Genomic DNA, 19263 nt, shown 5'->3' with positions numbered 1-19263 from the left:
GCAAGCCGGCTTTTCATTGCAGGCTAATCAAAATTCCGGAAAACACGTCGCCCTGGACGCCTGATTCCTCGCCGGCATGTCCCCGCCGGAAGTCCGGAAATGACCTGAGACGCTGTGCAAGCCAGCGATCGACCGGACCGGCGGCATCAAGGCAGGCCGCGACGTCGGCAAAGCCAATGATCGCGGAACCCACGGGGGCCAGGCGTTGCCTCACGCCCGGGGAGGGCTGCTTGAAAATCCTGCGTTTAAGATCGGGTTCAGTCGACTTTTTCCAGTTCGCCACGCGCCTTGGCGGCGGCTACCTGGCGGATGGCGTCAGAGAGCGTGTCGACGTCCTGCGCGCCCATCACCGCATATTTGCCCTCCAGCAGGAAGCATGGCACGCCTGATATGCCCATGCGCGACGCGGTGGCGATCTCGGTGCGAACTGCCTCGACATCGGCATCGGTCGGCAAGAGCGTCTCGACAACGGATGCGTCCATTCCGGTGTCGCGCGACGCCTCGACCAGCACGGCGTGATCGCCGATGTTGGCGCCCTCCTCGAAGTTCAGCTGGAACAGGCGGCGCACCAGCCGGTTCTGCACGTCCTCGCCGGTCGCACCGGCCCAGCGGATGACGCGATGGGCATCAAGCGTGTTGGGCGCGACCTTGATGGCGCCGAAAGCGAAGGAAATGCCTTCGGCTTCACCGAGCGGCTCGATATGGGCGTGGATCTGGCGAATGTGTTCGTCGCTGCCGAATTTGGCCAGCATGTACTCGCGGCGATCCTTGCCTTCCGGCGGAATGGTCGGGTCAAGCTGGAACGGCCGCCAGCGTATATGCACATCCACCTCGCCGGCGGCGGCGACTGCCTTGTCCAGCCGCTTCTGGCCGATGAAGCACCATGGGCACACGACGTCGGACACCACGTCTATGGTGATCGCATTCGCTTGGCTCATCTCGATCTCCTGAACGTCTTGGGTGCCGTGCACTTCACGGAGAACCCGGCTTCCACTCCTCGGGCCCATGCTCAGTTCGGCTTTCGCCACCAGGTCGGCAACTGGTAACCGAATATGGGCGTCTTTCGCGGATGGTCCAGATAATTCCAGTAAGAGATCCATTGCTGCGTGTTGTGCTGCATCGGCACCATGTAGTTGCCGGAGATCAGCAACCGGTCGAGAACGCGCACGGCGGCGATGTAATCCTCCTTGGTGCGGGCGCGCAACATGGCCTCGATCGCAGCGTCCACCGCGGGATCGGCGACGCCGGCGAGGTTGAACGAACCTTCAGCCTTGGCGGCGGAGGATGACCAACGCCCGATCTGCTCGATGCCGGGCGAGAGCGAATTGTTGAAGCCGCTCGAGCCGATCAGCACCTCGAAATCGAAACGCTGCTTGCGCGACTGGATCTGGTCGCCGTCGAGGCTGCGGATGGAGACATCGATGCCGATCTTTTCCAGCGTGCGCTGGTAGATGCCGGCGAGACGCTCCTCGTCCTGCGAGGCCGTCAGGATCTCGAAGCCGAAGGGCTTGCCCTCGGGGTCGAGCATCATGCCGCCCTGCAGGTGGTAGCCGATGCTTTTCAGGAGATCGAAAGCCGCCTTCAGCACCTTGCGGTCCTGGCCCGAGCCATCCGTCACCGGCGGCCGCCAGGTTCCGTCCATGACGTCGGCCGGCACGCGGCCGGGGTAGGGCGCCAGCAACGCCTTTTCCCTGTCGTCGGCCGGATGGCCGAGCGCCGAAAGCTCGGAATTCTGCCAGTAGCTCATCGTTCGCGCGTATTTGCCGCCAAACAGGTTCTTGTTGGCCCATTCGAAGTCGTAGAGCATGCCGAGCGCCCGACGCACCACGGGGTTCGAGAATTTCGGCAGCCTCGTGTTGAACAGGAAACCGGTCACGACGGGTGGAATACCGGTGTCGAAAGTTTCGGCAACCACCTCTCCCCTATGGAAAGCGGGAAAATCCAGATCGCGTTCGCGCTTCACCGGATCGCTGTCGTCGTCGATGGCGCAAAGGCCTTTCTTGAACGCCTCGAGCTTGGCATTGGCGTTGAGGAAATATTCGATGGTGATCTGGTCGTAATTGTCGAAGCCGCGCTTGGCCGGAATATCCTTGCCCCAATAGTCCGGGTTGCGCTTGAAAACGATGCGCTGGCCGGGCGTCACCTGTGCGATCCTGTAGGGGCCGCTGCCGATCAACGGCTTCAGCGTCGTCCTGTCGAAAGTCTCGATGTCGAAGGCGTGCTTGGGGATGATCGGCGTCAGCGCGATGATCAGCGGAAATTCGCGATCGGCCTTGTCGTTGAAGGTGAACCGCACGCTGTGGTCGCCGGTCTTCTCAAGCTTGGCAATCCTGGCCATGCGGTCGCTGTAGGGCGGACGGCCTTTCTGCGTATAGGCATCGTAGGTGAACAGCACGTCCTCCGGCGTCACCGGCTGGCCGTCCGACCATTTGGCATTCGGGTTGAGATGGAATTCGATGCTCTTGCGCTCGGAATCCATGTCGGCCGACTCGGCAAGCAAGCCATAGAGCGTGAAGGCCTCGTCGGCATTGCGCTGCATCAGCGGCTCGAAGACCAGATTGCCGAAGATCGTGTCCATCATGCCGCGCGCCGTGGTGCGCAGGCTCTTCAGGATGAAGGGGTTGAGATTGTCGAAACTGCCGACGACGCAATAGGTAATGCTGCCGCCCTTCGGCGCGTCGGGATTGACGTAGTCGAAATGCGCATAGTCGGGCGGCAGGGCCGGCTCACCCTGCATGGCAATTGCATATCTGGGTTCCGACGCCGCCGGCAGGGGCGAAAGGGCGAAAAATGATGTCGCGGTGATCAGCCAAACGAGAACGCGGCCCATGACCGTCTCCTTACCGGGTCGGCTTGATGATTCGGTGCGCACACTAGCATGGGGCACCGCCAATGTTCGTTGCCAAGAATCGCAGATTGCGGGCTGGATTCGGCACCGCTTGCAGTGTAACACGCCGTCCGAAGTCATTCTGTTGCCTCATTTCGGCAACAGGTAGCTGGACCACACGGCGCGAAGAAGCGGGTCCCCGGGATCATTTGAGAGGAAGTGCACGACATGACGAGCCTGAACAGCAATGCGTACCGCCTGTCGGTCATGGCCGCTGGCGTGATCGGCTTTCTGGGCGCGGCAATTCCCGTTGCTTCCGCACAGCAGCAACAACAGATCCCGCAGGGCTGGTTCAAGGCTTGCACAAAGCAGGAAGACGTCGACATCTGCAACGTGCAGAACATCACCACCGCCGGCAACGGCCAGTTGGTCACCGGCGTGAGCCTGATCGAGCTGAAAGGCAAGGTGAACCGCAAGGTCTTCCAGGTGACGGTTCCGACCGGTCGTCTGGTTGGTGCCGGCATTGGCCTCCAGATCGATACCGGCAAAACGCAGAAGCTTGAATATGTGGTCTGCTTCCCCGACCGCTGCGTGGCGGAAGTGCCGCTGACCGACCAGCTCGTCGCCTCCTTCAAGAAGGGCCAGGCGCTCACCTTGACCTCGATCAATTTCCAGAACCAGCCCAATCCGATCAAGGTCGCGCTGCAGGGCTTCAGCGGCGCCTATGACGGCCCGCCGCTGCAGCAGTCGGACATCGAGGACCGGCAGAAGAAGCTCCAGGATTTCGTCGCCAAGAACAACCAGGACTTCGCCAAGAAGCTCAAGGAAGAGCAGGACAAGGCGAAGACCGCGAACTGATCGGTTCGGGCATTCTCAAAGCCACAAAAAAGCGGGGTCATGCCCCGCTTTTTTGCTTCTGCACCTGACTCACTGATCAGTGCCTGAGGTGATCAATGCCTGGACTGCCGTTTCGGTTCGTAGCGTCCGTCCGGCTTTTTGTCGAACATTTCCTTGATCTGCGGGTGGCGGACCGGTTCTCCCGATTGGTCCTCGAGCAGATTCTGCTCGGACACATAGGCGATGTACTCGGTTTCCGAATTCTCGGCGAGCAGATGGTAGAACGGCTGGTCCTTGCGCGGGCGCACGTCGACGGGGATCGCCTCGTACCATTCCTCCGTATTGGCGAATTGCGGATCGACATCGAAAATGATGCCCCGGAACGGAAACAGCCGATGGCGAACCACCTGTCCGATCGCGAATTTGGCTGTTCTCATCGTACTCACCACTGAATTCCTTAGCTTTATTTGGCGCAGACTCCGAATCAATTCAATCCCGAAGCTTTGAGCGTCCTCAAGCTGCGTGTGATACGGAGCAAAGATTGTGGGCGAGTTGCCGGCCATCGATGCCTGCCGGCAGCAAATGTGTTCGCAAGCTCACTGCTGGCGCGCTTGCTTTCCCAAGCCACCGCCAAGCGCCGCAAACCCGCTGCCGGGACGGAGCCCTTCGCGCATGAAGAAAGCGCGAAGCGGTGCAAAACCACCAAGCACGCCGAGCCCGGCACTGCGCGCCATCTGCGCCGGCAGCAGGTCGGAAAGCAGCGACATGTTCAGTAGATTGACCGCGCTGCTGCGCGCCAGAATATCGGGCCGGCGCTTGAAGTCATAGATGGCGAGGGCTTTCGCGGCCCCTGGGTCTTCATAATTTTCATTCGCGATTCCAATAAGATCGTCGATATCCCTGATGCCAAGATTGAGCCCTTGCGCGCCGATCGGCGGAAATACGTGGGCGGCTTCGCCGACAAGCGCCACCCGGTCGCGCGCAAAACGCAGCGGCGTCGCCGTTGCAAGCGGATAGACCTGCCGGCCTGGCTCGACCGTCACCCGGCCCAGCATGGACTGCATCCGCTGTTCGACCCGCAGCGACAACGTCGCATCGTCCAGCGCGGCAAGTTCCGTGGCGGTTTCCGGCTTGACCACCCAGACCAGGCTCGAGCGGTTGCCGGGCAGCGGAACCTGCGTGAACGGACCGGTTTCGGTATGGAACTCGGTCGAGGTGAAGGCATGATCGCGGCCGTGGGAGAAGTTGAGCACCAGCGCTGCCTGGGGATAAGTCCGGGCGGCGGTCGAGATGCCCGCCGCCTGGCGCGCCGGCGACAGGCGTCCGTCGGCGGCAACCGCCAGGGATGCTTCGATCACGCTGCCGTCGGCAAGGGCCGCGCGAGCCTTATCGGCGCCGAGATGCCAGACATCGACCATGGATGTCAGCCACGCGATCCCGGAATGCGCGGCAACCCTGCCGGCGAGCGCGGGAATGAGGACGCTATTGGGCAGGTTGAGCCCGAACTGATCCTCGTCGATCTCGCTGGCGCGGAAGGTGACGACCGGACTGCGGATCAACCGGTTGGTCGCGTCGACGATGCGCATCACCTTGAGGGGCGCGGCCTGCGGCTTGATGTCGGCGAGGACGCCCAGCCGCTCAAGCACCTTCAAGGCAGGGTTCATCAGTGCCGTCGTGCGGCCATCGGGAGCGGATGCCTCCGGCCCGACGAGCGTCACCGGAAAGCCGGCATTGGCGAAACCGAGCGCGGCGATCAGCCCTGCCGGCCCCGTGCCGGCGATGAGTATCCGTGTTGTTTTCTGATGCTCCAAGATCGGCTTCCGGCTTGCGATGCGGGGCAGCGCACGCGCCCCGCCACTCGATGAGCATATAGGTCAGGTCATACGGCTTGATCAACGGGGCGATTCGGCCCATTCGAAGGTCATGACCGGCCGCCAGGACGACTTCAGCCATCTCGACAGCGCAGGCCGTGCGACGGCCGATATCGCACGCAACCCGCGTTTGACGGTGAACCTCGTTGTCGGCGCCGGCATCCTGCTTGCCTGGCTGTCCCTGGCCGCAATGGCGGTCCGCGCCGCGGAGGGACGCGCCGCGGGTATCGGCGCGCCCGGCGACGCCTTGTTGAAAACCCTGCCGCAGCTGCCGTTGCCCGATTCGCTGGCCCGGTTCTTCGCCCTCTGCCTCTCGGCCGCGCCCCTGGACGGAGATATCGGCCCGCGCGTCGGTGCGCTGACGGCAATGTGGTTCCTGATGGCGACCGCGACGATGCTGCCCTCGGCGGCACCGATGATCCGAACCTATTGCGAGATCGCCGATACGGCCAGGATCAGGCATGAGCCGGTCGTCCATCCGCTGGTGCTGGTCGCCGGCTATCTCTCGACATGGCTGGCCGCGTCGGCTGGGTTTGCGGCGCTGACGCTCGCCATCGATGCGTTCGCCTCGTCAGGCCAGATGTTCGATCCGGTTCTGGGCATTGCCGGTACCGTCGCCTTGCTGGTCGCCGGCCTCTACCAGTTCAGCGGCCTGAAGGAGGCCTGCCTGAAGAAATGCAGGAACCCGTTCGCGATCCTGTTTGCCAACTGGAGCGCGCGGCCTGCAGCCATTTTTCGGCTCGGCGTCGCGCAAGGCATCTGGTGCCTTGGCTGTTGCTGGGCACTGATGCTGGTGATGTTCGCCGTGGGCGTGATGAACGTCTTCTGGATGGCGCTGATCGGCCTGTTCACCCTGATCGAAAAACAAGCCGCGGGCAGGCTTCCAACCCGGCTGGCCGGTGCGATACTGCTTGTCTGGGCAGCCGCGCTGCTAGTAGTCTCGCTATGAGTGGGGGAAACTCGATGACGGATCCGAGCTGGGCAATGAAGGGGGAGCTCGTACTCTCCTGCAATTGCACGGTTTTTTGCCCTTGCGTGCTGTCGCTGGGCAGCCATCCTCCGACCGAAGGCTATTGCCAGACCTGGGCAGGTTTCCGTATCGATGCCGGTCATTTCGGAGAGGTCGACCTGTCAGGGCTTAATCTCGGGCTGATCATGGAAATCCCCGGCTATATGAGCCGCGGCAACTGGACCGCCGGCCTGTTCATCGACGTCAGAGCCTCGATCTACGCCGTCAAGGCGTTGACGAAGATCTTCACCGGCAAGGCGGGCGGGACGACGTCGCTGCTTTCGATCCTCGTCGGCAAATTCCTCGGTGTCGAACAAGTGCCGATTACCTATGAGACACGCGACAAGACGCGTATCTTCCAGATACCGAAGATCATCGATGGGGCGGTCACGCCAATTGCCGGCAAGGACCGCGACAAGGACACGGTGATCAGCAATTCCGAATATTGGATCGCGCCGGAGATCATCGTGGCCAAGTCCGACAAGAGCAAGATGCGAGCCTTTGGTCGCAACTGGAATTTCGGCGGCCGTTCAGCCGAAATCTGCAAGCTGGACTGGCAGGGCCCGTGAGCAAGAACACAACGGCCAGGAAAGCCGCCAAGAAAATCGCCGACCGGATTCCGCGGCCGAAGAAGAAAGTCACCTGGCCGCAGGCGCGCGCCTTTTCGGTGCATCTCCTGACCGCCTCCGGTTCGTTCCTGGCCTTCCTGTCGCTGGTGGCGGCGAGCGAGGAGCGCTGGACGGCCATGTTCTGGTGGCTGGGGCTGGCGCTGTTCGTCGACGGCATAGACGGGCCGATCGCGCGCAAGCTCGAGGTCAAGGAGATCCTGCCAACATGGTCGGGAGAGCTCCTCGACAACATCATCGACTATGTCACCTATGTGCTGATCCCGGCCTTCGCGCTCTATCAGCGCGGCTTCATGGGCGAGGGCCTGTCGTTCCTGTCGGCGGCCATCATCGTAGTGTCCAGCGCGATCTACTATGCAGACACAGGCATGAAGACGAAGGAGAATTTCTTCAAGGGATTCCCCGTTGTCTGGAACATGGTGGTGTTCACGCTGTTCGTCATCGAGCCGGGACAATGGGTCTCGTTCGCGGTGGTCGTGGTGGCGGGCATCCTGACATTCGTTCCGATCAACTTCATCCATCCGGTTCGGGTGGTGCGGCTGCGGCGCATCAATCTCGCAATGACTCTTTTGTGGTGCGCTTTCGGCGCGCTTGCGCTTGCGCAAGCGGCACTCGCCGCCTTCTATGACCAGATCGGCGTGCTGGGCGCGCAGGTCAGCACCTTCATAAAGATTGGCATTACCGTTACCGGGCTCTATCTCGCCTGTATCGGCGGCATCATGCAGTTCTTTCCAAATCTCGGTGCCAAAAAAGCCTGATCGGCAAATTTCTCAAGGAAGCCCACCATGCCCAAAGCAGTCCGCATCCACGCCCATGGCGGTCCGGAAGTCCTGACCTATGAGGACACCGATCCCGGCCAACCGGGATCAGGGCAGATCCTGGTCAGGCACACGGCAATCGGCCTCAATTTCATCGACGTCTATCATCGCTCCGGTCTCTATCCGCCGCCCGGCGGGTTTCCGCTTATTCCCGGCAGCGAGGCCGCCGGTTTGGTCCTGACTGTGGGCGAGGGCGTTGACTGGCTGAAGCCCGGCGACCGGATCGCCTATGCCGTCACCACAGGCGCCTATGCGCAGGAGCGCGTCATCGATGCCAGCAAGGTCGTCAAGGTGCCGGACGGCATCAGCGACGAGCAGGCGGCAGCAATGATGCTGAAAGGCATGACCGCCGAATATCTCTTGCGCCGGACCTTCAAGGTCAAGGCAGGCGACACCATCCTGTTCCATGCGGCAGCCGGCGGCGTCGGGCTCATTCTCGGCCAATGGGCGAAGCATCTGGGCGCGACCGTCATCGGCACGGCAAGTTCGAGCGACAAGATCGAACTCGCAAAGGCACACGGCTTCGACCATGTCATCAACTACAAGGAGCAGGATTTCGTTGCCGGCGTCGCGGCCATCACCGGCGGCAAAAAATGCGACGTCGTCTACGACTCCGTCGGCAACGACACATTCCCGGCCTCGCTCGACTGCCTGAAGCCGCTCGGCATGTTCGTCAGCTTCGGCCAGTCGTCGGGACCGATCCCGCCATTCTCGATGTCGCTGCTGGCGCAGAAAGGCTCCTTGTTCGCTACAAGGCCGACGTTGTTCGTCTACAATGCAAAACGCGAGGATCTGGACGCCTCGGCCGCGGCCTTGTTCGAAGTCGTGCTTAGCGGCGCCGTCGAGATCAAGATCAACCAGCGTTATGCACTCAAGGACGCGGGCAAAGCCCATGCGGATCTTGAAGGCCGCCGGACCACGGGCACGACCATACTGGTTCCCTGACGGGAACTGCCCTGGTTTTGAGCTCTCTGCCGCAGGTGCGGGCACGGTTTGCGCGAAAAGGCGGCCCGCCGCGTGGTTGCGCGAAGAAGACTGATCTTTGCCCTTGAGTTTCCGCTGAAATTCTTGAAGCTCTTTCAAGTCGAGTGCTGCTTTCGCATGAGAGCTGGCCGCGCATACGATGCTTGCGGGAACACAGAACATATCCGGGAACCCGGATGGGAGGCACTGTGAGTGCAAATCATAACGGAGCGAATCTGCTTGAGGTTCGCGGCCTGACCAAGATTTTCGGCACGCTGACGGCGTGCGATCATGTCGACCTCGACATAGCCAAGGGTGAGATCCACGCGCTGCTCGGCGAGAACGGCGCCGGCAAATCGACGCTGGTCAAGATGCTGTTCGGCTCGCTGGAGCCCAATTCCGGCGAAATATTCTGGAATGGCCAGGCCGTCAGAATTACCAGCCCGGGCGTCGCGAAAAAGCTCGGCATCGGCATGGTGTTCCAGCACTTCTCGCTGTTCGAGGCGCTGACGGCGGCCGAGAACATCGCGCTTTCCCTGGATGACGGTTCGCCGATCAGCAGCATCGCGGCCAAGGCGAGGGCGCTTTCCTACAGCTACGGCCTGCCGCTCGATCCTGAATCGCTGGTAGGGGACCTGTCGGTGGGCGAGCGCCAGCGCATCGAGATCATCCGCTGCCTGCTGCAGACGCCGCAACTCATCATCCTGGACGAGCCGACCTCGGTGCTGACGCCGCAGGAGGCCGACAAGCTGTTCGAGACGCTCGAACGTCTGCGCTCGGAAGGCAAATCGATCCTGTACATCTCGCACCGGCTGGAGGAGGTCAAACGCATCTGCGACCGCGCCACCGTGCTGCGGCACGGCAAGGTGGTCGGCCACTGCAATCCGCGCGAGGAGACCGCCGCGTCCTTGGCCCGCATGATGGTCGGCAACGAAGTGCAGGCCGTGGTGCGCGCGCCGGTCGCGGGCATCGAAACGGCACAGTCCCTGCTCGAAATCCGCGGCCTCAGCCGCAAGCCGGCGACGCCGTTTTCGATCCCGCTCAAGAATATCAATCTCACCGTCCGCGCCGGCGAGGTGATCGGCATCGCCGGTGTCGCGGGCAACGGCCAGGGCGAGTTCTTCGAATCCGTTTCCGGTGAAGTCCTGCAGCCGGATGCCGCCTCGGTGCGCATTCGCGGCAAGGATGCGGGCAGCCTCAGCATCACCGGGCGCCGGCTGCTGGGTGCAGCCTTCGTGCCGGAGGAGCGCCTCGGCCATGGTGCCGCCCCGCGCATGCGGCTTTCGGAAAACCTGCTCCTGTCGCGCCATGCCACCGACGGCAAGACCTTCGTCGGGACGGGCGGAATGGTCAAGAGCGGCACCGTCTATGCCGCCGCCCAGCGCATCATCGAGGCGATGGACGTGCGCAAGAGCGCGCCCGATCCGGAGGCGGCAGCGCTGTCCGGCGGCAATCTGCAGAAATTCATCGTCGGCCGCGAACTCGACCGCAGGCCTGATGTCATGGTGGTCAACCAGCCGACCTGGGGTGTCGATGCAGGCGCAGCCGCCCATATCCGCCAGGCACTCATCGAACTGTCCCGCAGCGGATCGGCGGTGTTGGTCATCAGCCAGGATCTCGACGAGCTGTTCGAGATATCGGATGCGATCGCGGTGATGCACAATGGCGAACTGTCCAGGCCGCTGGCGATCGCCGAGGCGACCTTCGAAAAAATCGGCCTGCTGATGGGCGGCGCCGAACCAGGCCACGCCGAACACACGCTGGAGACGGCATGATGCGCCTCGAACTCGTCAAACGGCCGCAGCGCTCGGCGCTGTTTTCCATGCTGTCGCCATTCATCGCCTTCGCGCTGACGATCATCGCGGGCGGCATCATGTTCGCGCTGCTCGGGGTCAATCCGTTCAGCGCGTTCAACATCTATTTCATCGAGCCGGTCAGCCAGGTCTGGCAGTTGCACGAGCTGGCGATCAAGGCGGCGCCGCTGATCCTGATCGCGGTCGGCCTGTCGGTCTGCTACAAGGCCAACATCTGGAACATCGGCGCCGAAGGCCAGTTCATCTTCGGCGCCATCTTCGGCTCGGCCGTTCCGGTGCTGTTTCCTGGGTTCGAGGGCCCATTGGTGCTGCCGCTGATGCTTCTGCTGGGCATGGTCGGCGGTGCCGCCTACGCGGCTATCCCCGCATTTCTGAAAACCCGCTTCAGCACCAACGAGATCCTGACCAGCCTGATGCTGGTTTACGTCGCACAGCTCTTCCTCGACTGGCTGGTGCGCGGACCCTGGCGCGACCCGCAGGGCCATGGCTTCCCGCAGACCATCGAATTCGGCGATTCCGCCATCCTGCCGGAACTGATGCCGGATGCCGGCCGCGCCAATTGGGGCTTCGTGTTCGCGCTGGTCGCGGCGGTGCTGGTGTGGCTGATGATGAGCCGCATGCTCAAGGGTTTCGAGGTTCGCGTGCTCGGCTCCAGCCCGAGGGCAGGGCGCTTCGCCGGCTTCGGCCTCAACCGCATGGTCTTCTTCGCCTTCCTGTTGTCGGGCGCCTTGGCCGGGCTTGCCGGGATATCGGAAGTTTCCGGCGCCATCGGGCAACTTCAGCCCGTCATTTCGCCCGGCTACGGCTTCACCGCCATCATCGTGGCGTTCCTTGGCCGGCTCAATCCCCTCGGCATCGTCGCGGCGGGCCTGGTGCTGGCCCTGACCTATCTCGGCGGCGAGGCGGTGCAAAGCGCGCTCGGCATCTCCGACAAGGTGGCGCGCGTGTTCCAGGGCATGCTGCTGTTCTTCGTGCTCGGCTGCGACACGCTCATCCATTACCGCATCCGGTTGATCGGTCTGGCGCTGACCAAATCGGAGAGTGCCGCGAAGCTCGAGGCCGCGCCAAAGTTGAAGGAAGCCCGCTGATGGACATCACCGTCAACATCCTCCTGACCATCGCCACGGCGGCGACGCCGCTGCTCATTGCGGCGATCGGGGAACTGGTGGTCGAACGCTCCGGCGTGCTCAACCTTGGCGTCGAGGGCATGATGATCATGGGCGCCGTCGGCGGTTTCGGCGCAGGCTATCTGACCGGCTCGCCCTGGATCGGGCTCTTGGCGGCCATCGCCATGGGCGCGCTGTTCTCGCTGCTGTTTGCCGTCATGACGCTGTCGCTGGCCACCAACCAGGTGGCGACCGGCCTGTCGCTGACACTGCTCGGCCTCGGCCTCTCCGGCATGATGGGAACCAGTTTCGTCGGCCAGCCCGGCGTCAGGTTGCCCAATCTCGATATTCCCGGGCTCAGCTCCATCCCGGTGGTGGGCAGACTGCTGTTCGGCCAGGATCCGCTGTTCTACATCTCGATAGCGCTGACGGCGGCGGTGATGTGGTTCCTGTTCCGGACGCGCACCGGGCTGACGCTGCGCTCGATCGGCGACAGCCACGCCTCGGCGCATGCGCTCGGCATCAGGGTCATCCGCTACCGCTATCTCTCGGTGATCTTCGGCGGCGCCTGCGCCGGTCTTGCCGGCGGCCATCTCTCGCTGGTCTACACCCCGCAATGGGTCGAGAACATGAGCGCGGGCCGCGGCTGGATCGCGCTTGCGTTGGTGGTGTTCGCGTCCTGGCGGCCGTGGCGGGTGCTGGCGGGCGCCTATATCTTCGGCGCGGTGTGGATCGGCCAGCTTCATGCACAGGCTTTTGGCATTCCGGTGCCTTCGCAACTGCTTTCTTCGTTGCCCTATCTGGCGACGGTCGTGGTTCTCGTTCTAATCTCGCGCAACAAGCGTCTGACGATGATGAACACACCGGCTTCCTTGGGGCAGCCATTCGTTCCGGATCGTTGACAACAATAACAAGACGGGAAGCTCCAAGGCTTAACTCAGAGAGGTAACACGATGAAAAAACTGCTTATTGCCCTTATGACGACGACAGCGGCATTTTCGCTGGTCGCGTCCGCGGAGGCCGCCGACAAGCTGAAGGCATGCTGGGTCTATACCGGCCCTATCGGCGACTTCGGCTATTCCTACCAGCACGACCAGGGCCGCCTCGAAGTCGAAAAGGCGCTCGGCGACAAGGTCGAGACCGCCTATCTTGAAAACGTCTCCGAAGGCCCCGATGCCGACCGTGCTTTCGAGCGCTTGGCGCGCGAAGGCTGCAAGATCATCTTCGGCACGTCCTTCGGCTTCATGGACGCCGAAGTGAAGGTCGCCAAGAAGTTCCCCAAGGTGATGTTTGAGCACGCCACCGGCTACAAGACGGCGGACAATCTCGGCATCTACAATGCGCGCTTCTATGAAGGCCGCTATGTGCTCGGTCAGATCGCGGCCAAGGAATCGAAGTCCGGCGTCGCCGGCTACATCGTCTCCTTCCCGATCCCGGAAGTGGTGATGGGCATCAACTCCTTCATGCTCGGCGCGCAGTCGATCAATCCGAATTTCAAGGCCAAGATCGTCTGGGTGAATTCCTGGTTCGATCCGGGCAAGGAAGCCGATGCGGCCAAGGCCCTGTTCGACCAGGGAGCCGATATCATCGTCCAGCACACGGATTCGACCGCGGCCCTGCAGGTGGCCGAGGAGCGCAAGCTGCACGGCTTCGGCCAGTCCTCCGACATGATCAAGTTCGCGCCGAACGCGCAGTTGACTTCGCTGACCGACGAATGGGGACCCTATTACATCAGCCGGGTTCAGGCAGCCATCGACGGCACCTGGAAGCCCGACAATGTCTGGCTCGGCATCAAGGACGGCGCGGTGAAGCTCGCGCCCTACACCAATATGCCCGACGACGTGAAGGCGATGGCCGAGGCGACCGAGAAGAAGATCGCCGGCGGCTGGAACCCCTTCACCGGACCGATCGCCAAGCAGGACGGCTCGCCATGGCTGAAGGACGGCGAGGTCGCCGATGACGGCACGCTGCTCGGCATGAATTTCTACGTCAAGGGCGTCGACGACAAGCTGCCGCAATAAGCTCTACGTACGTTCGTCAGGGAAGGGCGCCGCGAGGCGCCCTTTTCATTCGGCGGCTTGCGCTACCGCCGGGACATGGCGAAACCGCACCAGGCCGGCGTCCACCACGAGGCTGAGCCGGATCCTGAGCCAACGCTGCACCGGCCGCTCGAAATAGCGCCAGATCGCCCACGACACCAAAACCATGAGCGCCACGCAGGTCCACGCTGCAACCCATTTGCCGGCCAGCGGCGTCAAGGCGCTGATGAAGAGATAGCCGGCATTCTGGTGAATGAGATAAAGCGGGTAAGTCAGCCCGCCGAGAGCCAGCGTGAACGCCGACGGCCTGATCCGGTGGCGCAGCAGGACAGCGCCGATCAGCGCCGCGTGCATCGCGAGGTTGGCGGCCACGAGATGGGCGGACGAGACCGCAATGCCATAATGCCCGATCATCCACTGTTGCGTCACCGATAGCGTATAGCTGGAGAGCACGAAGGCGGCCGCCAGCAACAGCAAGGCCGGCACTGAGCGACCATGCGCGTGGAGATGATGGACCAGCATGCCGGCGGCGAAGAACGGCCCGAACTCGGTGAGAAACAGAAGCCGCGCCGCGCCGCTGCCGAGGAAGAGTTCGTTGATGGCCGAGATCGCCAGCCAGCCGAGGATCAGCCCCAATTTCCATCGCTGGAAAACGCCGGCAATCAGGGCCAGCGTCACCCAGCCGTAGAAAACCACTTCAAGCACGACCGACCAGTAGACGCCGTCCATGAAAGGCTGACCGAAGGCCGGCGCGAACATTGTGAGATTGGCGAGATATTGGCTGAGAGAGGCCGGGAGCAGCGGCGTGCCGGAAAAGGCGATAACCGCGAAGCTTATCGTCATGCAGAGCAGAAAGCCCGGATATAGACGCGCGAAACGTGCGACGGCGAATTCTTCCCAGCCGCCGCCTTCCGCCGACCATGCGATGACGAAACCGCTGATCAGAAAGAAAAGATTGACGCCGAGATAGCCGTACAGAGCGAGTGGCGCGGCATGAGGATAGCCCGTCGTGAGAAAGCCGTCGGCAGCCGCGCCGCGGAAGAAATAGTGAAACAGCACAACGGCCAGCGCCGCCGCCAGCCTCAACAGGTCGAGCGTCGCGATATAATCCTGGCGGACAGGTCTGGGGTCCATCCTGAGTTCCTGCGTTTACGGTCCGGAAACCATAAGGCAGGCGGCGGCCAAACAGGGTAAATGGCCGGAACTATCGCGAAATGTGGTAAATCGCAGTCTCAGACGGCCGAGCCGTAGAGGTCATAGGCGTCGGCGCGATCGACCTTGACGGTGACGATGTCGCCGGCGCGCAGCGGGCGGCGCGACTGGATGTGGACGGAGCCATCAATCTCCGGCGCATCGTATTTGGTGCGGCCCTTGGCTGATGTGCCATGCGCTTCGTCGATCAGCACCGGCAGGCGCTTGCCGACCTTCTTGGCCAATTGCGTCGCCGAGATCTTCTGCTGGCGCTGCATGAAGCGGTGCCAGCGCGCCTCCTTGATTTCCTGCGGCACCTGCTCAAGGCCGAGTTCGTTGGAGCGCGCGCCCCGTACAGGTTCATATTTGAAGCAGCCGGCGCGATCGATCTTCGCTTCGTCCAGCCAGTCGAGCAGCATCTCGAAATCCTCGTCGGTCTCGCCGGGAAAGCCGACGATGAAGGTCGAGCGGATGGCGAGGTCGGGACACACATCGCGCCAGCCGCGAATGCGCTCGAGCGTCTTTTCGCCATGTGCCGGTCGGCGCATGTTCTTCAACACCTGCGGCGACGCATGCTGGAAGGGGATGTCGAGGTAGGGAAGGATTTTTCCCTCGGCCATCAGCGGGATGACGTCGGCCACGTGCGGGTAGGGGTAGACATAGTGCATGCGCACCCAGATGCCGAGCTTGCCCAGTTCCTCGGACAGATCGAGGAATTTCGCCCGCACTTCACGATCACCGAACATGCTGGCCTGGTATTTGATGTCGATGCCGTAGGCGCTGGTGTCCTGCGAGATGACGAGGAGTTCCTTGACGCCGGCCTTGGCCAGTTTCTCGGCTTCACGCAGCACATCGGCCGCTGGCCGCGAGACAAGGTCGCCGCGCAGCGCCGGGATGATGCAGAAGGTGCAGCGATTGTTGCAGCCTTCCGAAATCTTGAGATAGGCATAGTGGCGCGGCGTGAGCTTGACGCCTTGAGGCGGCAGCAGATCGATATAGGGATCATGGCTCGGCGGCGCAGCCTCGTGCACGGCCGCCATGACGCTCTCATAGGCCTGCGGACCGGTGATGGCGAGAACGTTGGGATGCTTCTCGCGAATGACATCGGGCTCGGCGCCCAGGCAGCCGGTGACGATGACCCTGCCGTTCTCCGAAAGCGCCGAACCAATGGCGTTGAGCGATTCATCACGGGCGGAATCGAGGAAGCCGCAGGTGTTGACCACGACGAGATCGGCACCGTCATGCTTGCGCGCGATCTCATAGCCCTCGGCGCGCAGGCGCGTGATGATGCGTTCGGAATCCACCAGGGCTTTGGGGCATCCGAGACTGACGAAGCTGACGCGCGGGGCGGACATGGGCAAGGTTCCAATGGACATGAACCGGAAACGCTGATCCGGCTCGAAGTCTCGACATATAACGGTTTGCACGGCTCTGGCGGGAGCTCAATTCGGGCGGCGCAATAGCACGGCTCGCCCGAACAGGCAAACAGGCAAGCTCTGCGACATCGGCGATCTCGTTGTGCGGATCGAAGCGAAGAAGCCGAAAGCCGTTGGTTCGCGGTTCTTACAAAAAGCGAATTGCCGGGTAATGGCAGCCAGTCAACGCGACTTTCAGCGCTATGATTAGGACTCACTAATATGCTATAGGCAGAATGGTGAGGGGCTAGTCCCATGAGACAGTTGCTAGGACATATTGCATTGGCGTGGCTTGTGCTGCCCGGCGATGCGGACGCACACGGTTGGTATACGGGCAAGACCGATCCCGTTCTTCACTATGACCGCTGCGGAAACAAGGATTGCCGCCCCATCGATTCCAACGATGTCAGGATGACCAAAGACGGCTATTTTGTCAGGCTGCACCCTACCTACTTGAATGAGCCACAAGAAGCAGAGTGGTTTATCCCGAGAGAACGTGTCCAGGCTGCGCCCGATGATCGATACCACATCTGCGAGCGTCTAATGACGTTTTATCGAACGATCATTCCCCATATGAAGTTTGATCCTTACCAGCGATATAGGTGGACGTGCTTCTTCGCGCCGATGGGCACCGGTTCAATTCCAATTAGAATGAACCACTATGCTGCAATTTCAAACTGACCAACATCGGCGGGCGCAAGGGCTCCAGCTCAGTGGCCGCTCGACCCGAACCATGGCGCCAGGAAAGCGAATTGGTCGGGAAACTGCTGCACGGCGCCATCGAGAAGCATCTTCACGGCGACGTAAAGGATGATCAGCAGGCCGATATAGGCGATCCAACGGTATTTGTGCAGCAGGCGCGCCACGAAGGACGCGGCGAAGCCCATCAGCGCAATCGACAGAGCGAGGCCGATGATCAGCACGGTCGGATGGTTCATGGCCGCTCCCGCCACGGCCAGGACATTGTCGAGCGACATGGAGACGTCGGCAATGACGATCTGCCAGGCGGCCTGCGAGAAGGTCTTGCGCGGCGACTTGCCGGCGATGGTCCCATCCTTGTCGAAATCGCCATTCGACAGCGCTTCGGTCGCGTCGCGCTCCTGCTCGTGGCTGACACCCAGCTCCCGCCACATCTTCCAGCACACCCAAAGTAGCAGCAGGCCGCCGGCGATGAGGAGCATGGGGCCAATTGTCAGCAGCCATTGCGTGATCAGGGCGAAGAAAATGCGAAGGACGGTGGCCGCGATGATGCCGACCAGAATGGCCCGTTTGCGCTGACTGGCCGGCAGGCCGGCCGCCGCAAGGCCGATGACGATGGCGTTGTCCCCAGCCAGCGCAAGATCGATCGCGATAACCTGAAAAAGGGCCGATAAGCCTGCGGCAGTAAATATTTCCATCGACCTGGAAGCCCTTGCCTGTTCGCCGAGTGTTCGTTGTCGATCACCCAGCCCGCCCTAAAGGCATGGTTCCTTGCCGTCAAGACATCGCTTCGGGCAACGCCGCAAAACCGCTTTCGTTGCAGCGGCGCCATTGAGGGGATTCGACAATCACGGGCAGACGAGCCGAAACGGCAATGAAAAACCTAATCGTAGAGATTGTATTTTGCCCAGTCGGTCTCCGGAATCTCGTCGCCGATGCGGTAGCGGAGCTGTAAGACCTCCATATGGTCCGGCGCCGTCTCGCACTTGAATTTCAGCCGGTACCATTGCCCCTTGCTGCGGAAGGCGGCTCCCGGGCTCTTAATGGCGTCGTCGCTCATGACCGGCGTGGCAAAGGCGTAAGCGACCACCCGATCCGCCTTGTACTTGCGGTCGTCATGGGTGATCCGGTCGAGGACTTCAGCATCACAGCGCTGTTCGAGGCGGGTTTGCGGGTCGAGTTTCAGGAGGCCTGCGCGCAAGGCGCTGTCCATGGCGTTGGCCGGAAAAGCCAGGGTCAAGAACGCCATGACCGTCGTGCAGAGTGTCTTCATGGGCGGGACAAGCAGCATATTTTGTCTGAAAAATCAACCAAAGGGCCGGGCGTTGTCCCGCGCTCAGGCACTCGGCGCGTTCAAAATCCCGTGTCGGGATTCATCGTGCGATGGCTGCGGCCAACGCATCAGCGAGGCACGGCCGGCGTCGGTCAGATCGTATACGCCGCGGTCGACGCGCGCGAACCAGCCATAGACATTGTGCAGCAGGATTTTCGGCGCAAGCGGCGTCAGCGCCTTGAGATCGCGCGGGCGCTTGGGCCCGTCGGCCAATGCCGCGGCGCAGGCGAGGGCGCTTTGGCGGTATGCTGTCATGATGGGATTGCGCGATCCCCCGCCCGCGACAGGATCGCCGCGGCGCCGGCGGTGCTCGTCGACCAGCCGCGAGCGGCGCCGTGGGTTCTTGCGCGGCGCGACGGTGACCGGACTCAGGAGCACCTCGACCCGGTCGCTCGCCGTCACGCCGAGCAGGCCGAAGCCAAGCCGGCGGCAAAGATTGCGGAACCGGGCGTCGCTCTCGCGTCCCTTGCCCCTGGCCGACATGCGCGCGGCCAGCCACACCTCGTCGCAGGCGGTCGCGCGGTCGACGCCTTGCAGCACCAGTTCGAGATTGAACGCCAGCTTCAACTCGCAAATGACGACGACGGGCGGCTCCCCCTCACGCAGCGCGACAATGTCGCAGCCGCCGATCTCGCCCTTAACGGCAAAATCCAGGCTTTCGAGAAACCGCTTCACCGGCGCGTAGAGTGAGGTTTCGTTCATAGGCCCAAGGCTT

20 protein-coding genes are annotated in these 19263 nt (G+C 62.3%); 10 read left to right on the top strand and 10 right to left on the bottom strand.

Annotated features, from left to right (window positions below; translation table 11 throughout):
- Positions 1-13 precede the first annotated feature (13 nt).
- The 3 genes from FJ959_RS25470 to FJ959_RS25460 form a co-directional block, all read right to left on the bottom strand.
- Positions 14-283, bottom strand: coding sequence for a hypothetical protein (locus tag FJ959_RS25470; protein WP_140632767.1), 270 nt, complete (start codon positions 281-283; stop codon positions 14-16).
- Entirely contained in the window at positions 258-938 is a 681-nt protein-coding gene (locus FJ959_RS25465) for a DsbA family protein (RefSeq protein ID WP_140632764.1), read from the bottom strand. The genes FJ959_RS25470 and FJ959_RS25465 overlap by 26 nt, the downstream gene beginning before the upstream one ends.
- Before the next feature lie 71 nt (positions 939-1009).
- Entirely contained in the window at positions 1010-2830 is a 1821-nt protein-coding gene (locus tag FJ959_RS25460) for an extracellular solute-binding protein (protein ID WP_140632762.1), read from the bottom strand.
- A 225-nt stretch (positions 2831-3055) separates the two neighbouring features.
- On the opposite strand from FJ959_RS25460, the gene FJ959_RS25455 reads away from it, so the two are divergent.
- Positions 3056-3685 (top strand): invasion associated locus B family protein, encoded by a 630-nt coding sequence (locus FJ959_RS25455; RefSeq protein WP_140498608.1) that lies wholly within the window; start codon positions 3056-3058, stop codon positions 3683-3685.
- Between the two features lie 92 nt (positions 3686-3777).
- Here the strand turns inward: FJ959_RS25455 and hspQ are convergent, their stop codons facing one another.
- Both hspQ and FJ959_RS25445 read right to left on the bottom strand, forming a co-directional pair.
- Positions 3778-4101, bottom strand: coding sequence for a heat shock protein HspQ (hspQ, locus tag FJ959_RS25450; protein ID WP_181165343.1), 324 nt, complete (start codon positions 4099-4101; stop codon positions 3778-3780).
- Positions 4102-4260: 159 nt separating this feature from the next.
- Positions 4261-5475, bottom strand: a complete 1215-nt coding sequence (locus FJ959_RS25445; protein WP_140632759.1) for a UbiH/UbiF family hydroxylase — start codon at positions 5473-5475, stop codon at positions 4261-4263.
- A gap of 112 nt (positions 5476-5587) precedes the next feature.
- Between FJ959_RS25445 and FJ959_RS25440 the strand changes: the two genes are divergently transcribed.
- From FJ959_RS25440 to FJ959_RS25405, 8 genes are all read left to right on the top strand, one after another.
- Positions 5588-6484 (top strand): DUF2182 domain-containing protein, encoded by an 897-nt coding sequence (locus FJ959_RS25440; RefSeq protein ID WP_181172001.1) that lies wholly within the window; start codon positions 5588-5590, stop codon positions 6482-6484.
- A 14-nt stretch (positions 6485-6498) separates the two neighbouring features.
- Positions 6499-7113: a DUF1326 domain-containing protein gene (locus tag FJ959_RS25435; protein WP_140515399.1), complete on the top strand. Its 615-nt coding sequence runs from the start codon at positions 6499-6501 to the stop codon at positions 7111-7113.
- Entirely contained in the window at positions 7110-7928 is an 819-nt protein-coding gene (pcsA, locus tag FJ959_RS25430) for a phosphatidylcholine synthase (RefSeq protein WP_140498605.1), read from the top strand. Before FJ959_RS25435 ends, pcsA begins: the two co-directional genes overlap by 4 nt.
- A gap of 27 nt (positions 7929-7955) precedes the next feature.
- Positions 7956-8933 carry a quinone oxidoreductase gene (locus tag FJ959_RS25425; protein WP_140557210.1) on the top strand — a complete coding sequence of 326 codons (978 nt, stop codon included), beginning with the start codon at positions 7956-7958 and terminating at the stop codon, positions 8931-8933.
- 215 nt (positions 8934-9148) lie between these two features.
- A complete protein-coding gene (locus FJ959_RS25420) occupies positions 9149-10726 on the top strand; it encodes an ABC transporter ATP-binding protein (RefSeq protein ID WP_181165345.1) in 1578 nt (525 codons plus the stop codon).
- A complete protein-coding gene (locus tag FJ959_RS25415) occupies positions 10723-11853 on the top strand; it encodes an ABC transporter permease (protein WP_140632756.1) in 1131 nt (376 codons plus the stop codon). The genes FJ959_RS25420 and FJ959_RS25415 overlap by 4 nt, the downstream gene beginning before the upstream one ends.
- Positions 11853-12773, top strand: a complete 921-nt coding sequence (locus tag FJ959_RS25410; RefSeq protein ID WP_140498601.1) for an ABC transporter permease — start codon at positions 11853-11855, stop codon at positions 12771-12773. Before FJ959_RS25415 ends, FJ959_RS25410 begins: the two co-directional genes overlap by 1 nt.
- Before the next feature lie 51 nt (positions 12774-12824).
- A complete protein-coding gene (locus FJ959_RS25405; protein ID WP_140498600.1) occupies positions 12825-13892 on the top strand; it encodes a BMP family ABC transporter substrate-binding protein in 1068 nt (355 codons plus the stop codon).
- A 45-nt stretch (positions 13893-13937) separates the two neighbouring features.
- Here the strand turns inward: FJ959_RS25405 and FJ959_RS25400 are convergent, their stop codons facing one another.
- Together FJ959_RS25400 and rimO are read right to left on the bottom strand one after the other, a co-directional pair.
- Positions 13938-15044 (bottom strand): acyltransferase, encoded by a 1107-nt coding sequence (locus FJ959_RS25400; protein ID WP_140498599.1) that lies wholly within the window; start codon positions 15042-15044, stop codon positions 13938-13940.
- Between the two features lie 98 nt (positions 15045-15142).
- On the bottom strand, positions 15143-16456 hold the full coding sequence (gene rimO / locus FJ959_RS25395) for a 30S ribosomal protein S12 methylthiotransferase RimO (RefSeq protein ID WP_140498598.1): 1314 nt from the start codon (positions 16454-16456) through the stop codon (positions 15143-15145).
- Positions 16457-16771: 315 nt separating this feature from the next.
- Between rimO and FJ959_RS25390 the strand changes: the two genes are divergently transcribed.
- Positions 16772-17197, top strand: coding sequence for a hypothetical protein (locus tag FJ959_RS25390; RefSeq protein ID WP_140632753.1), 426 nt, complete (start codon positions 16772-16774; stop codon positions 17195-17197).
- Positions 17198-17226: 29 nt separating this feature from the next.
- Here FJ959_RS25390 and FJ959_RS25385 read toward each other — a convergent pair whose 3' ends face one another.
- The 3 genes from FJ959_RS25385 to FJ959_RS25375 form a co-directional block, all read right to left on the bottom strand.
- Entirely contained in the window at positions 17227-17913 is a 687-nt protein-coding gene (locus tag FJ959_RS25385; RefSeq protein WP_140498596.1) for a TerC family protein, read from the bottom strand.
- Between the two features lie 185 nt (positions 17914-18098).
- Positions 18099-18506: a DUF930 domain-containing protein gene (locus FJ959_RS25380; RefSeq protein ID WP_140498595.1), complete on the bottom strand. Its 408-nt coding sequence runs from the start codon at positions 18504-18506 to the stop codon at positions 18099-18101.
- Positions 18507-18551: 45 nt separating this feature from the next.
- The gene (locus tag FJ959_RS25375; protein ID WP_140525192.1) at positions 18552-19250 is read right to left on the bottom strand and encodes a DUF2161 family putative PD-(D/E)XK-type phosphodiesterase; all 699 of its coding nucleotides are present in this window, start codon (positions 19248-19250) and stop codon (positions 18552-18554) included.
- Positions 19251-19263: the final 13 nt, after the last annotated feature.

Source organism: Mesorhizobium sp. B2-2-4 (genome assembly GCF_006442375.1).
Taxonomy (GTDB): Bacteria; Pseudomonadota; Alphaproteobacteria; order Rhizobiales; family Rhizobiaceae; genus Mesorhizobium.
This window is presented reverse-complemented; position numbering and strand designations above follow the sequence as displayed.

What these genes read in the sequence shown, in the direction of transcription:
- FJ959_RS25380 (WP_140498595.1), bottom strand. Translation starts at nt 18,506, where the DNA reads ATGCTGCTTGTCCCGCCCATGAAGACACTCTGCACGACGGTCATGGCG.
- FJ959_RS25415 (WP_140632756.1), top strand. Translation starts at nt 10,723, where the DNA reads ATGATGCGCCTCGAACTCGTCAAACGGCCGCAGCGCTCGGCGCTGTTT.
- FJ959_RS25440 (WP_181172001.1), top strand. Translation starts at nt 5,588, where the DNA reads ATGACCGGCCGCCAGGACGACTTCAGCCATCTCGACAGCGCAGGCCGT.
- FJ959_RS25385 (WP_140498596.1), bottom strand. Translation starts at nt 17,913, where the DNA reads ATGGAAATATTTACTGCCGCAGGCTTATCGGCCCTTTTTCAGGTTATC.
- FJ959_RS25435 (WP_140515399.1), top strand. Translation starts at nt 6,499, where the DNA reads ATGACGGATCCGAGCTGGGCAATGAAGGGGGAGCTCGTACTCTCCTGC.
- FJ959_RS25375 (WP_140525192.1), bottom strand. Translation starts at nt 19,250, where the DNA reads ATGAACGAAACCTCACTCTACGCGCCGGTGAAGCGGTTTCTCGAAAGC.
- FJ959_RS25420 (WP_181165345.1), top strand. Translation starts at nt 9,149, where the DNA reads ATGGGAGGCACTGTGAGTGCAAATCATAACGGAGCGAATCTGCTTGAG.
- FJ959_RS25405 (WP_140498600.1), top strand. Translation starts at nt 12,825, where the DNA reads ATGAAAAAACTGCTTATTGCCCTTATGACGACGACAGCGGCATTTTCG.
- FJ959_RS25460 (WP_140632762.1), bottom strand. Translation starts at nt 2,830, where the DNA reads ATGGGCCGCGTTCTCGTTTGGCTGATCACCGCGACATCATTTTTCGCC.
- FJ959_RS25410 (WP_140498601.1), top strand. Translation starts at nt 11,853, where the DNA reads ATGGACATCACCGTCAACATCCTCCTGACCATCGCCACGGCGGCGACG.
- FJ959_RS25390 (WP_140632753.1), top strand. Translation starts at nt 16,772, where the DNA reads ATGAGACAGTTGCTAGGACATATTGCATTGGCGTGGCTTGTGCTGCCC.
- rimO (WP_140498598.1), bottom strand. Translation starts at nt 16,456, where the DNA reads ATGTCCGCCCCGCGCGTCAGCTTCGTCAGTCTCGGATGCCCCAAAGCC.
- FJ959_RS25425 (WP_140557210.1), top strand. Translation starts at nt 7,956, where the DNA reads ATGCCCAAAGCAGTCCGCATCCACGCCCATGGCGGTCCGGAAGTCCTG.
- FJ959_RS25455 (WP_140498608.1), top strand. Translation starts at nt 3,056, where the DNA reads ATGACGAGCCTGAACAGCAATGCGTACCGCCTGTCGGTCATGGCCGCT.
- FJ959_RS25400 (WP_140498599.1), bottom strand. Translation starts at nt 15,044, where the DNA reads ATGGACCCCAGACCTGTCCGCCAGGATTATATCGCGACGCTCGACCTG.
- hspQ (WP_181165343.1), bottom strand. Translation starts at nt 4,101, where the DNA reads ATGAGAACAGCCAAATTCGCGATCGGACAGGTGGTTCGCCATCGGCTG.
- FJ959_RS25465 (WP_140632764.1), bottom strand. Translation starts at nt 938, where the DNA reads ATGAGCCAAGCGAATGCGATCACCATAGACGTGGTGTCCGACGTCGTG.